We start from the raw sequence: 11,679 nt of genomic DNA, 5'->3' as shown, positions 1-11,679 counted from the left end.
TTTGGTTCTGTTTGAAGATTGAGTGGAGTCGCAGTGAAGAAGACCTCGACCCGGCTGGCGGACGGTCGGGAGCTCGTCTACTACGACCTGCGCGACGACACCGTGCGGGACGCGGCCGACCGGCGCCCGCTGGAGCGGACCGTCACGACCTCCGAGATCCGCCGCGACCCGCTGCTCGGCGACTCGGTCGCCGTCGCCTCCCACCGCCAGGGCCGCACCTACCACCCGCCCGCCGACGAGTGCCCGCTGTGCCCGTCGCAGGGCGAGCGCCTCAGCGAGATCCCGGACTCGTCGTACGACGTCGTGGTCTTCGAGAACCGCTTCCCGTCGCTGGCCGGCGACTCCGGCCGCTGCGAGGTCGTCTGCTTCACCTCCGACCACGACGCGTCCTTCGCCGACCTGACGGAAGAGCAGGCGGCGCTGGTCCTCGACGCCTGGACCGACCGGACGTCGGAGCTGTCCCATCTGCCCTCCGTCCGACAGGTCTTCTGCTTCGAGAACCGGGGTGCCGAGATCGGCGTGACGCTGGGTCACCCGCACGGGCAGATCTACGCCTACCCGTTCGTCACCCCGCGCACCTCGCTGATGCTGGGCCAGGTGGCCGCGCACAAGGAGGCGACCGTCGGCGAGAACCTGTTCGACGCCATCCTGGAGGGTGAACTCGCCGGTGAGCGGGTCGTCCTCGAGAGTGAACACTGGGTCGCCTTCGTGCCCTACGCGGCGCACTGGCCGTACGAGGTCCACCTCTACCCGCGGCGCCGGGTGCCCGACCTGCTCGCCCTCGACGAGGCGGCGCGCACAGAGTTTCCCCAGGTCTATCTGGAACTCTTGAGGCGCTTCGACCGGATCTTCGGCGAGGGTGAGCCTCCGACGCCGTACATCGCCGCCTGGCACCAGGCGCCGTTCGGCGCGCTGGACGAGTTCGACGGTGTGAGCAGGGACGACTTCGCGCTGCACCTCGAGCTTTTCACCATCCGCCGTACGTCCGGCAAGCTGAAGTTCCTCGCGGGTTCCGAGTCCGGCATGAGCGTGTTCATCAACGACGTGCCGCCGGAGCGCGCGGCCGAGCGACTGCGGGAGGTAGCGAGTTCATGAGCGGCAAGTACCTGGTCACGGGCGGTGCGGGGTACGTGGGCAGCGTGGTCGCCCAGCATCTGCTGGAGGCGGGCCACGAGGTCGTCGTCCTCGACAACCTCTCGACCGGCTTCCGCGAGGGCGTGCCGTCCGGCGCCGCCTTCGTCGAGGGCGACATCCGCGACGCCGCCAAGTGGCTGGACGCCTCCTTCGACGCGGTGCTGCACTTCGCCGCCTTCTCCCAGGTCGGCGAGTCGGTGGCGAAGCCCGAGAAGTACTGGGACAACAACGTCGGCGGCACCATGGCGCTGCTGGCCGCCATGCGCGAGGCGGGCGTACGCACGCTCGTCTTCTCCTCCACGGCCGCCACCTACGGCGAGCCGGCGGAGGTCCCGATCGTCGAGTCGGCGCCCACCTCGCCGACCAACCCCTACGGCGCCTCGAAGCTCGCCGTCGACCACATGATCACCGGCGAGGCGGCGGCCCACGGCCTGGGCGCGGTGTCCCTGCGCTACTTCAACGTCGCGGGCGCGTACGGGCAGTACGGCGAGCGGCACGACCCCGAGTCGCACCTCATCCCGCTGGTGCTGCAGGTCGCGCAGGGCAGGCGCGAGGCGATCTCCGTCTTCGGCGACGACTACCCCACCCCGGACGGCACCTGCGTCCGCGACTACATCCACGTCGCCGACCTGGCGGACGCCCACCTGCTGGCGCTGAAGGCCGCCACCCCCGGCGAGCACCTCATCTGCAACCTCGGCAACGGCGAGGGCTTCTCCGTCCGCGAGGTCGTCGAGGCCGTCCGCCAGGTCACCGGCCACCCCATCCCCGAGGTCGTGGCCCCGCGCCGCGGCGGCGACCCGGCGGTCCTGGTGGCCTCGGCGCGGACCGCCCGCGAGAAACTGGGCTGGAACCCGTCCCGCGCGGACCTCGCGGGGATCATCGCGGACGCGTGGGAGTTCGCGCAGCACATCGCAAGGGAGCAGTAGTGGGGGCACAGCAGCAGGCCGGCGACGCGTTCGCGGCGCTGTACGGGACGGCGCCGGAGGGCATCTGGTCGGCGCCGGGCCGGGTCAACCTGATCGGTGAGCACACCGACTACAACGACGGCTTCGTGATGCCCTTCGCGTTGCCGCACACCGCCGTCGCGGCGGCCTCCCGCCGCACCGACGGCATCCTGCGCCTGCACTCGGCGGACGTCGAGGGCGGCGTCACCGAACTGCGGCCGGACGACCTGGCGCCGGGCGCCGACCGCGCCTGGACGGCGTACCCGGCGGGCGTCGTCTGGGCCCTGCGGGAGGCCGGCCACCCGGTCACCGGCGCCGACATCCACCTCGCCTCGACCGTCCCGGTCGGCGCGGGCCTGTCGTCGTCGGCGGCCCTGGAGGTCGTCGTCGCGCTCGCCCTGAACGACCTGTACGAACTCGGGCTGCAGCGCTGGCAGCTGGCCCGCCTGTGCCAGCGCGCCGAGAACGTCTACGTCGGCGCCCCCACCGGGATCATGGACCAGACGGCGTCGGCGTGCTGCGAGGAGGGCCACGCGCTGTTCCTCGACACCCGCGACCTCTCCCAGCGGCAGATCCCCTTCGACCTGGCGGCCGAGGGGATGCGCCTGCTGGTGGTCGACACCCGGGTCAAGCACTCCCACAGCGAGGGCGAGTACGGCAAGCGCCGCGCGGGCTGCGAGCAGGGCGCCGCGCTGCTCGGCGTCGACGCCCTGCGCGACGTGCCGTACGACGGGCTGGACGCGGCGCTGGCCCGCATCGACGACGAGGAGGTCCGCCGCCTGGTCCGCCACGTCGTCACCGAGGACGAACGCGTCGAGCGGGTGGTGTCGCTGCTGAAGTCCGGCGACACCCGCGCGATCGGCCCGGTGCTCGTCGAGGGCCACGCCTCGCTGCGCGACGACTTCCGCATCTCCTGCCCGGAACTGGACCTCGCCGTGGACTCCGCCCTGGCCGCCGGCGCGCTGGGCGCCCGGATGACCGGCGGCGGCTTCGGCGGCTCGGCGATCGTGCTGGCGGAGGCCGCCGACGTGGAGACGATCACCAAGGCGGTCGAGGAGGCCTTCGCCGCCGCGTCCTTCACCGCGCCCCGGGTGTTCGAGGCGGTCCCCTCGGCCGGAGCGCGCCGGCTCGGCTGAGCCGGCCGGGCCGCACGGGCTCGGCCGAACCCGGCCGGGGCGCCCCGGCTCAGCCGAGCCGCTTGGTCAGGGTGTACTCGGTGATCCCCGGCGGATAGCCGGGGATCACGCACACCACCTCGTAGCCCTGCTTGCGGTAGAAGCCGGGCGCCTGGAAGTCCCAGGTCTCCACGCGCGCGGACCGGCATCCGCGCTCCCGTGAGGCGACGCGCTCCGCCTCGGCCAGCAGCCGCCCGCCGAGCCCGGCGCCCCGGTGCCGTTCGTCCACCCACAGGTACGTCACGTGCAGCCAGGTCGCCCAGGTGTGCCCCACCAGCCCCCCGGCCATGCCCCCCGCCTCGTCCGACGCCCACACGTGCAGCGGGCGTTCACGCTCGTCCGGGGTTCCGCGCAGGGCGCGCAGCACCGGCGAGGCCGCGGTGTTGGTGTCCCGCAACCGCACCCGCAGAAGATCGCGCCGGGCCTTGTCGACTTCTGTCTCGAGACGGAGCATGCGGCTCACCATAAACGCGCCGGACGGCCAGTTCTGCAAATAACCTTCCGCTCCCGGCCCCCGTCCGTACCCTGATGAACAGCGCCGGTGGGGGCCGGCGCCGTTCAGGGGGGCGAGAAAGCCGGGTACGACACCCGAAGTGGGGGTAGCAGTTCTCGCATGGCGGCGGCCGTGCGGAGCCATCGCGCTTCGGGCGGCGTACCCGTGCCCGCGCCGCCTCCCGACAATGGGGTATCCCCTGCTCCTCAGGAGCCTGGGGAAGGGGGTTACGTGGTTCGCATCCGAGTCCTGGTCGTCGACGACCACCGCATCTTCGCCGAGTCGCTCGCCGCCGCACTGGCCGCCGAGCCCGACGTCGACGTCTCCGCCGCCGGCAGCGGCCCCGCCGCGCTGCGCAGCCTGGAGCGGGCGGCCGCCGAGGGCCGCCGCTTCGACGTGCTGCTCGTCGACGCCGACCTGGGCAGCGGCGTGCCGGGCGTCCGGCCCGCCGTGCCCGTGCAGGAGACGGGCGAGGACACAGACGTCGACGGGCTCTCGCTGGTCGCGGGGGTGCGCACCGCGCAGCCGGGCATGCGGATCGTCGTCCTCGCCGAGAAGGACGATCCCCGGCGGGCCGCCCTCGCCCTGCAGGCCGGCGCCTCCGGCTGGGTGGCCAAGGACTGCTCCCTGTCCCGGCTGCTGACCGTCATCCGGGGCGTGCTGCGCGACGAGACCCACCTGCCGCCCGCCCTGCTCACCGGCGTCCTGCGGGAGCTGACGGCCGCGCGCAAGCACCGCACCGAGAGCGAACGGCTGGTGGAGTCCCTCACCCCGCGGGAGCGGGAGGTGCTGCGCTGCATGGTCGCGGGGCTCGGCCGCAAGGCCGTAGCCGAACGGCTGTTCCTCTCCCCGCACACGGTGCGCACCCACATGCAGAACGTCCTCGGCAAGCTGGGCGTCCACTCCACCCTCGCCGCGGTCGCGCTCGCCCGCCGCGCCGGCGTCGGCCCGGCCGACCCGGTGCAGGCCCTAACCCGGGATGTTGTCGAACGGGGCGGTCAACTGGCGTAGCAGGGCCGCCAGTTCACTGCGCTGGGCGCGGGAGAGCTCGGCGAGGATGGAACGCTCCTGCGCCAGCAGGCCCGCCAGCGCCTGGTCCGCGCGGTCCTGCCCCTCGGCGGTCAGCCGGACCAGCACCCCCCGGCGGTCGCTCGGGTCGGGCAGGCGCTCCACCAGGCCCTTCTTGGTCAGCCGGTCGATGCGGTTGGTCATCGTGCCGGAGGTGACCAGGGTCTGCGTCAGCAACTGGCCGGGGGAGAGCTGGTAGGGCGCCCCCGCGCGTCTGAGCGCCGTGAGCACGTCGAACTCCCAGGGCTCCAGACTGTGCTCGGCGAACGCCAGCCGGCGCGCCCGGTCCAGGTGCCGGGCCAGCCTGCTCACCCGGCTGAGCACCTCGAGCGGTTCCACGTCGAGGTCCGGGCGCTCCCGGCGCCATGCTGCGACCAGCCGATCGACCTCGTCCTCCATGACGATCAGTGTAGTGGTTGTGTCGACGTGAAGTCTCTTGATGTCGAGTGTCTTGACATCGAGATAATGTTGGGGTGAGTCTGGAAGTCGTCCAGCACGCCGAAGGAGGCCCGACCATGCCCGCCGCCCCCGTCTGGGACCCCGACCGCTACCTGCGCCACGCCGGCCACCGCGCCCGCCCCTTCGCCGACCTCCTCCACCGGGTCCCCGACCTGCCCGCGCAAGCGTCCGCCGGGCCGCCGCCCCGCATCGCCGACCTCGGCTGCGGTCCCGGCAACGTCACCGCCCTGCTCGCCGCACGCTGGCCCGCCGCCCGCATCACCGGCTACGACAACTCACCCGAGATGCTCGACCGGGCCCGCGCCGAGCACGCCGGCCCCACCGCGGGCGGCGGCCGCCTCGACTTCGTCCACGCCGACGTGGCGACCTGGACACCGGCCGAGCCGCACGACCTGATCATCAGCAACGCCACCCTGCAATGGGTGCCGGGCCACGCCGGGCGGTTCGCGGAGTGGATCTCCGGGCTGCGGCCCGGCGGCACCCTCGCCTTCCAGGTCCCCGGCAACTTCGACGCCCCCAGCCACCGCCTGATGCGCGACATCGCCCGCTCACCCCGCTTCGCCGACCGCCTCGCCGGCACCCTGCGCCACGCCGACGCCGTCCTCGAACCCTGGGCCTACCTGGAACTCCTGACCGGCCTCGGCTGCACGGCGGACGTGTGGGAGACGACGTACCTCCACCTGCTCACCGGCGACGACCCGGTGCTGGACTGGGTGAAGGGGACAGGCCTGCGCCCGGTCCTGACCGCGCTCGCCGACGACCCGCCGGCCCGGGAGGCGTTCCTCGACGAGTACCGGGCCGCCCTGCGCGCCGCCTACCCGGCCACCGCGCACGGCACCCCCTTCCCCTTCCGCCGCGTCTTCGCCGTCGCCCACCAGGAGGCCTGATGCTCACCGCCCTCGACCACGTCCAGCTCGCCGCCCCGCCCGGCTCTGAGGACCGGCTGCGCGCGTACTACACCGGAGTCCTCGGCATGACGGAAGTCCCCAAGCCGCCCGTCCTGGCGGCCCGCGGAGGCTGCTGGTTCCAGGCGGGGCAGGTACGGCTCCATATCGGCGTCGAGGAGGACTTCCGCCCCGCGAGGAAGGCGCACCCGGGCCTGCGCGTGACGGGCATCGAGAGCTACGCCGCCCGGCTGCGGGCCGGGGGAGCCCCGGTGGACTGGGACGAGGACCTGCCCGGACACCGGCGCTTCTACTCCGAGGACCCCGTCGGCAACCGGCTGGAGTTCCTGGAGCCGGAGCGCTGACCCGGGTTTGCCCGCGACCGCCCCGGTTACCCGCCGTGGTGACAGCACTGTCGGATGCGACGGGGAGTGATGCAACGTGGCCAAGGAACAGAAGGCGAAGGCCAAGGCCGAGCAGGCCAAGGGCAAGGTCAAGGAAGCCGTGGGCCGTGCCACGGACGACAAGGGCCTCACCGCCGAAGGCAAGGGCGGTCAGTCCAAGGGCGACGCCCGCCAGGCCAAGGAGAAGACGAAAGACGTCTTCAAGCACTGAGCGGCACACCCGCACGGAACACGGAACGCGTGACTCACGCGACTGAACCCACGGACCGAGCGCACGCACCGAGCGGATCCCGCAGTGCGTGCGCGCCCGTGTTCCCCGGCGCGCGCAGGCACCGGCACGCGCACGCGTGCCGGGAATGATGCCTGGATCAGCTCTTGCGGTGACCGATCAGCCGCGGCCTCTGCTCCAGCCCGTCCAGCCCGTGCCAGGCCAGATTCACCAGATGCGCGGCGACCTCCGCCTTCTTCGGACGGCGCACGTCCAGCCACCACTGGCCGGTCAGCGCGACCATGCCCACCAGCGCCTGCGCGTACAGCGGGGCCAGCTTGGGGTCGAAGCCGCGGTTCTTGAACTCGCGGCCCAGGATGTCCTCCACCTGGGTGGCGATGTCGGAGATCAGCGACGCGAACGACCCCGTCGACTGCGGGATCGGCGAGTCCCGCACCAGGATGCGGAAACCGTCCGTGTACTCCTCGATGTAGTCCAGCAGCGCGAACGCCGCCTGCTCGCACAGCTCACGGGGATGGCCGGCGGTCAGCGAACTGGTCACCATGTCCAGCAGCCGCCGCATCTCGCGGTCCACCACCACCGCGTACAGTCCCTCCTTGCCGCCGAAGTGCTCGTACACCACCGGCTTGGACACCCCGGCCTTCGCCGCGATCTCCTCCACCGAGGTGCCCTCGAAGCCCTTCGCCGCGAAGAGGGTGCGACCGATCTCCAGCAGCTGCTGGCGGCGCTCCGCACCGGTCATGCGGGTGCGGCGCGTTCGGCGCTGCTTGTCCTGGCTCGGGGTACTGCTGGAGTCGGTCGCCACGGCGTCAATCATGCCGCCTCGGCGGCTTCCTCCCGGTGCCGGGAGCCGCCTTCACCGCCGTTACGGCGGGAATCGATACGCGAGCGTGACGGCCAGCGCACGTCGTAGGCCCAGCCGAGCGCCTCGAAGATGCGGATGAAACGCGCCGACGAGTCCACCTGGCCGCGCATCACCCCGTGGCGCGCCGACGTCGGGTCGGCGTGGTGCAGGTTGTGCCACGACTCGCCGCACGACAGCACCGCCAGCCACCACACGTTGCCCGAACGGTCACGTGACTTGAACGGCCGCTTGCCCACCGCGTGGCAGATCGAGTTGATGGACCAGGTCACGTGGTGCAGCAGAGCCACCCGGACGAGTGACCCCCAGAAGAACGCCGTGAACGCGCCCCACCAGGACATCGTCACCAGACCGCCGATCAGCGGCGGCAGCAGCAGCGACACGGCCGTCCACAGCACGAACTGACGGGAGATCGCCCGGATCGTTCCGTCCTTGATCAGATCGGGCGCGTACTTGTCCTGCGGCGTCTGCTCCTCGTCGAACATCCATCCGATGTGGGCCCACCACAGGCCCTTGAGCAGCGCCGGGATCGTCTCCCCGAAACGCCACGGAGAGTGCGGATCGCCCTCGGCGTCCGAGAACCGGTGGTGTCTGCGGTGGTCGGCCACCCAGCGCACCAGCGGCCCCTCGACGGCCAGCGATCCCATGATCGCCAGCGCGATCCGCAGCGGCCGTCTGGCCTTGAAGGAACCGTGCGTGAAGTAGCGGTGGAACCCGATCGTGATGCCGTGGCAGCCCAGGAAGTAGAAGAAGACCAGCAGGCCGAGGTCCAGCCAGCTCACCCCCCAGCCCCAGGCCAGCGGCACCGCGGCCACCAGCGCGAGGAACGGGACGGTGATGAAGAGCAGCAGCGTGATCTGCTCGATCGAACGCTTCTGCTCGCCACCCAGGGTGCCGAGGTTGGCGGACGACGGTGGAGCGGTACCGGTCGCCTTCTGCGAGTCTTCGATCACGTCGGAGCTTGAGGTCATGCGCGTCCCCTGTGGGGTCTTGGAGTAAGCCATGCCGGATCACGGCAACCGCGCCGTGCTTCCTACGGTTCCGTAACCTACGGCAACGTAAGTATGGCAGTGGCTCGCCGGGCGGCAAGAGCCCGACAGTCTGCACGGCCGCGCGGACACCTATCCTTGGAGTCGGTCGGACAGCGCGGTCCGCTCTGTTTTCTTCCCCGATGACCGGGCCGTAAGCGGCGGGCGCCGCGTCGGCCCGACGTCCGGGTTCCCCTCCAGACGAGCTTCAACACTGCAAGGAGCCGCACCTGTGAGCAGTGCCGACGACCAGACCCCGACGACCAGCAGCGAGCTGCGCGCCGACATCCGGCGGCTCGGCGACCTCCTCGGCGAGACCCTCGTGAGGCAGGAGGGCCCCGAACTGCTGGAACTCGTCGAGAACGTCCGCCGCCTCACCCGTGAGGACGGCGAGGCCGCCGCCGAACTGCTGCGAGGCATCGAACTGGAGACCGCGGCCAAGCTGGTCCGCGCCTTCTCCACCTACTTCCACCTCGCCAACGTCACCGAACAGGTCCACCGAGGCCGCGAACTGCGCGCCAGGCGCGCCGCCGAGGGCGGGCTGCTCGCCCGCACCGCCGACCGCCTCAAGGACGCCGACCCCGAACACCTGCGCCAGACGGTCAGACACCTCAACGTCCGCCCGGTGTTCACCGCCCACCCCACCGAAGCCGCCCGCCGGTCGGTCCTGAACAAGCTCCGGCGCATCGCCGCGCTCCTGGAGACCCCCGTCATCGAGGCCGACCGCCGCCGCCACGACACCCGGCTGGCCGAGAACATCGACCTCGTCTGGCAGACCGACGAACTGCGCGTGGTACGCCCCGAACCCGCCGACGAGGCCCGCAACGCCATCTACTACCTCGACGAACTGCACGCCGGCGCCGTCGGCGACGTCCTCGAGGACCTGACCGCCGAACTGGAACGCGTCGGCGTCAAGCTCCCCGACGACACCCGCCCCCTCACCTTCGGCACCTGGATCGGCGGCGACCGCGACGGCAACCCCAACGTCACCCCCCAGGTCACCTGGGACGTCCTCATCCTCCAGCACGAACACGGCATCAACGACGCGCTGGACATGATCGACGAACTGCGCAGCTTCCTGTCCAACTCCATCCGCTACACCGGCGCCACCGACGAACTGCTCTCCTCCCTCCAGGCCGACCTCGACCTGCTGCCCGAGATCAGCCCCCGCTACAAGCGCCTCAACGCCGAGGAGCCCTACCGGCTGAAGGCCACCTGCATCCGGCAGAAGCTGGAGAACACCAAGCAGCGCCTGGCCAAGGGCACCCCGCACGAACCGGGCCGCGACTACCTCGGCACCGGCGAACTGCTGCAGGACCTCACCGTCGTGCAGAACTCCCTGCGCGCCCACCGCGGCGACCTCTTCGCCGCCGGCCGCCTCAACCGCACCATCCGCACCCTCGCCGCCTTCGGCCTGCAACTCGCCACCATGGACGTCCGCGAGCACGCCGACGCCCACCACCACGCCCTCGGCCAGCTCTTCGACCGGCTCGGCGAGGAGTCCTGGCGCTACGCCGACATGCCCCGCGAGTACCGGGCCAAGCTCCTCGCCAAGGAACTGCGCTCCCGCCGCCCCCTCGCCCCCACCCCGGCACCCGTCGACGCGGCCGGCGAGAAGACCCTTGGCGTCTTCCAGACCGTCAAGCGGGCCCTGGAGGTCTTCGGACCCGAGGTCATCGAGTCGTACATCATCTCCATGTGCCAGGGCGCCGACGACGTCTTCGCGGCCGCCGTACTGGCCCGCGAGGCCGGCCTGATCGACCTGCACGCCGGCTGGGCCAAGATCGGCATCGTGCCGCTGCTGGAGACCACCGACGAACTGAAGGCCGCCGACACCATCCTGGAGGACATGCTCTCCGACCCCTCCTACCGGCGCCTCGTCGCGCTGCGCGGGGACGTCCAGGAGGTCATGCTCGGCTACTCCGACTCCTCCAAGTTCGGCGGCATCACCACCAGCCAGTGGGAGATCCACCGCGCCCAGCGCCGGCTCCGCGACGTCGCCCACCGCTACGGCGTCCGCCTGCGCCTCTTCCACGGCCGCGGCGGCACCGTCGGCCGCGGCGGCGGCCCCTCCCACGACGCCATCCTCGCCCAGCCCTGGGGCACCCTCGAGGGCGAGATCAAGGTGACCGAGCAGGGCGAGGTCATCTCCGACAAGTACCTCATCCCGTCCCTGGCCCGGGAGAACCTCGAACTCACCGTGGCCGCCACCCTCCAGGCGTCCGCCCTGCACACCGCCCCCCGCCAGTCCGACGAGGCCCTCGCCCGCTGGGACGCCGCCATGGACGTCGTCTCCGACGCCGCCCACGCCGCCTACCGGCGCCTGGTCGAGGACCCGGACCTGCCGACGTACTTCCTCGCGTCGACGCCGGTGGACCAGCTCGCCGACCTGCACCTGGGCTCCCGGCCCTCCCGCCGCCCCGGCTCGGGTGTCTCGCTCGACGGCCTGCGCGCCATCCCGTGGGTCTTCGGCTGGACCCAGTCCCGGCAGATCGTCCCCGGCTGGTTCGGCGTCGGCTCCGGCCTGAAGGCGCTGCGCGAGGCCGGCCTGGACACCGTCCTCGACGAGATGCACGAACGCTGGCACTTCTTCCGCAACTTCATCTCCAACGTCGAGATGACCCTCGCCAAGACCGACCTGCGCATCGCCGCGCACTACGTCGAGACCCTCGTCCCCGAGGAACTCAGGCACGTCTTCGACACCATCCGCGCCGAGCACGAACTGACCGTCGCCGAGGTGCTGAAGGTGACCGGCGAGCAGGAACTGCTGGACGCCACCCCGGTCCTCAAGCAGACCTTCGCCATCCGCGACGCCTACCTGGACCCCATCTCCTACCTCCAGGTGACCCTGCTCAAGCGCCAGCGCGACGCCGCGGCCGCGGGCGAACAGCCCGACCCGCTGCTGTCCCGCGCGCTGCTGCTCACCGTCAACGGCGTCGCCGCGGGCCTGCGCAACACCGGCTGACCCCCGCCCGCACACAAGGGTGCCCCCGTGCTCG

12 protein-coding genes are annotated in these 11,679 nt (G+C 71.8%); 8 read left to right on the top strand and 4 right to left on the bottom strand.

Features of this window, described 5'->3' with window-relative positions; all coding sequences use genetic code 11:
* Positions 1-33: 33 nt before the first annotated feature.
* From galT to galK, 3 genes are read left to right on the top strand one after another with little or no spacing between them, the layout of a single operon-like run.
* Positions 34-1,095, top strand: a complete 1,062-nt coding sequence (galT, locus tag ACZ5GT_RS08940) for a galactose-1-phosphate uridylyltransferase (RefSeq protein ID WP_469017337.1) — start codon at positions 34-36, stop codon at positions 1,093-1,095.
* Positions 1,092-2,060: a UDP-glucose 4-epimerase GalE gene (gene galE / locus ACZ5GT_RS08935; protein ID WP_469017334.1), complete on the top strand. Its 969-nt coding sequence runs from the start codon at positions 1,092-1,094 to the stop codon at positions 2,058-2,060. Before galT ends, galE begins: the two co-directional genes overlap by 4 nt.
* The gene (gene galK, locus ACZ5GT_RS08930; protein ID WP_469017330.1) at positions 2,060-3,214 is read left to right on the top strand and encodes a galactokinase; all 1,155 of its coding nucleotides are present in this window, start codon (positions 2,060-2,062) and stop codon (positions 3,212-3,214) included. The genes galE and galK overlap by 1 nt, the downstream gene beginning before the upstream one ends.
* Positions 3,215-3,263: 49 nt before the next feature.
* Here the strand turns inward: galK and ACZ5GT_RS08925 are convergent, their stop codons facing one another.
* The gene (locus tag ACZ5GT_RS08925; RefSeq protein ID WP_469017328.1) at positions 3,264-3,719 is read right to left on the bottom strand and encodes a GNAT family N-acetyltransferase; all 456 of its coding nucleotides are present in this window, start codon (positions 3,717-3,719) and stop codon (positions 3,264-3,266) included.
* Positions 3,720-3,977: 258 nt separating this feature from the next.
* Between ACZ5GT_RS08925 and ACZ5GT_RS08920 the strand changes: the two genes are divergently transcribed.
* Complete coding sequence (locus tag ACZ5GT_RS08920) at positions 3,978-4,757, top strand: LuxR C-terminal-related transcriptional regulator (protein ID WP_469017324.1); 780 nt, start codon at positions 3,978-3,980, stop codon at positions 4,755-4,757.
* Here ACZ5GT_RS08920 and ACZ5GT_RS08915 read toward each other — a convergent pair.
* Positions 4,716-5,213 (bottom strand): MarR family winged helix-turn-helix transcriptional regulator, encoded by a 498-nt coding sequence (locus tag ACZ5GT_RS08915; RefSeq protein ID WP_469017317.1) that lies wholly within the window; start codon positions 5,211-5,213, stop codon positions 4,716-4,718. The two genes, ACZ5GT_RS08920 and ACZ5GT_RS08915, sit on opposite strands and share 42 nt — an antisense overlap.
* Positions 5,214-5,329: 116 nt before the next feature.
* Between ACZ5GT_RS08915 and ACZ5GT_RS08910 the strand changes: the two genes are divergently transcribed.
* The 3 genes from ACZ5GT_RS08910 to ACZ5GT_RS08900 all read left to right on the top strand — a co-directional run bounded on the left by ACZ5GT_RS08910 (position 5,330) and on the right by ACZ5GT_RS08900 (position 6,772).
* Complete coding sequence (locus ACZ5GT_RS08910; protein WP_469017770.1) at positions 5,330-6,160, top strand: trans-aconitate 2-methyltransferase; 831 nt, start codon at positions 5,330-5,332, stop codon at positions 6,158-6,160.
* Positions 6,160-6,522 (top strand): VOC family protein, encoded by a 363-nt coding sequence (locus tag ACZ5GT_RS08905; protein ID WP_469017310.1) that lies wholly within the window; start codon positions 6,160-6,162, stop codon positions 6,520-6,522. The genes ACZ5GT_RS08910 and ACZ5GT_RS08905 overlap by 1 nt, the downstream gene beginning before the upstream one ends.
* 76 nt (positions 6,523-6,598) lie before the next feature.
* Entirely contained in the window at positions 6,599-6,772 is a 174-nt protein-coding gene (locus ACZ5GT_RS08900; protein WP_469017306.1) for a CsbD family protein, read from the top strand.
* A 157-nt stretch (positions 6,773-6,929) separates the two neighbouring features.
* Here ACZ5GT_RS08900 and ACZ5GT_RS08895 read toward each other — a convergent pair whose 3' ends face one another.
* Both ACZ5GT_RS08895 and ACZ5GT_RS08890 read right to left on the bottom strand, forming a co-directional pair.
* Positions 6,930-7,607: a TetR family transcriptional regulator gene (locus ACZ5GT_RS08895; RefSeq protein WP_469017303.1), complete on the bottom strand. Its 678-nt coding sequence runs from the start codon at positions 7,605-7,607 to the stop codon at positions 6,930-6,932.
* Entirely contained in the window at positions 7,604-8,623 is a 1,020-nt protein-coding gene (locus ACZ5GT_RS08890) for an acyl-CoA desaturase (RefSeq protein WP_469017300.1), read from the bottom strand. Before ACZ5GT_RS08890 ends, ACZ5GT_RS08895 begins: the two co-directional genes overlap by 4 nt.
* Positions 8,624-8,912: 289 nt before the next feature.
* Here ACZ5GT_RS08890 and ppc point away from each other — a divergent pair, with 289 nt between their 5' ends.
* Positions 8,913-11,645: a phosphoenolpyruvate carboxylase gene (ppc, locus tag ACZ5GT_RS08885; RefSeq protein WP_469017297.1), complete on the top strand. Its 2,733-nt coding sequence runs from the start codon at positions 8,913-8,915 to the stop codon at positions 11,643-11,645.
* The last annotated feature ends 34 nt before the right edge of the window (positions 11,646-11,679 follow it).

The sequence above is a fragment of the Streptomyces sp. NPDC031340 genome (assembly GCF_055569945.1).
This window is presented reverse-complemented; position numbering and strand designations above follow the sequence as displayed.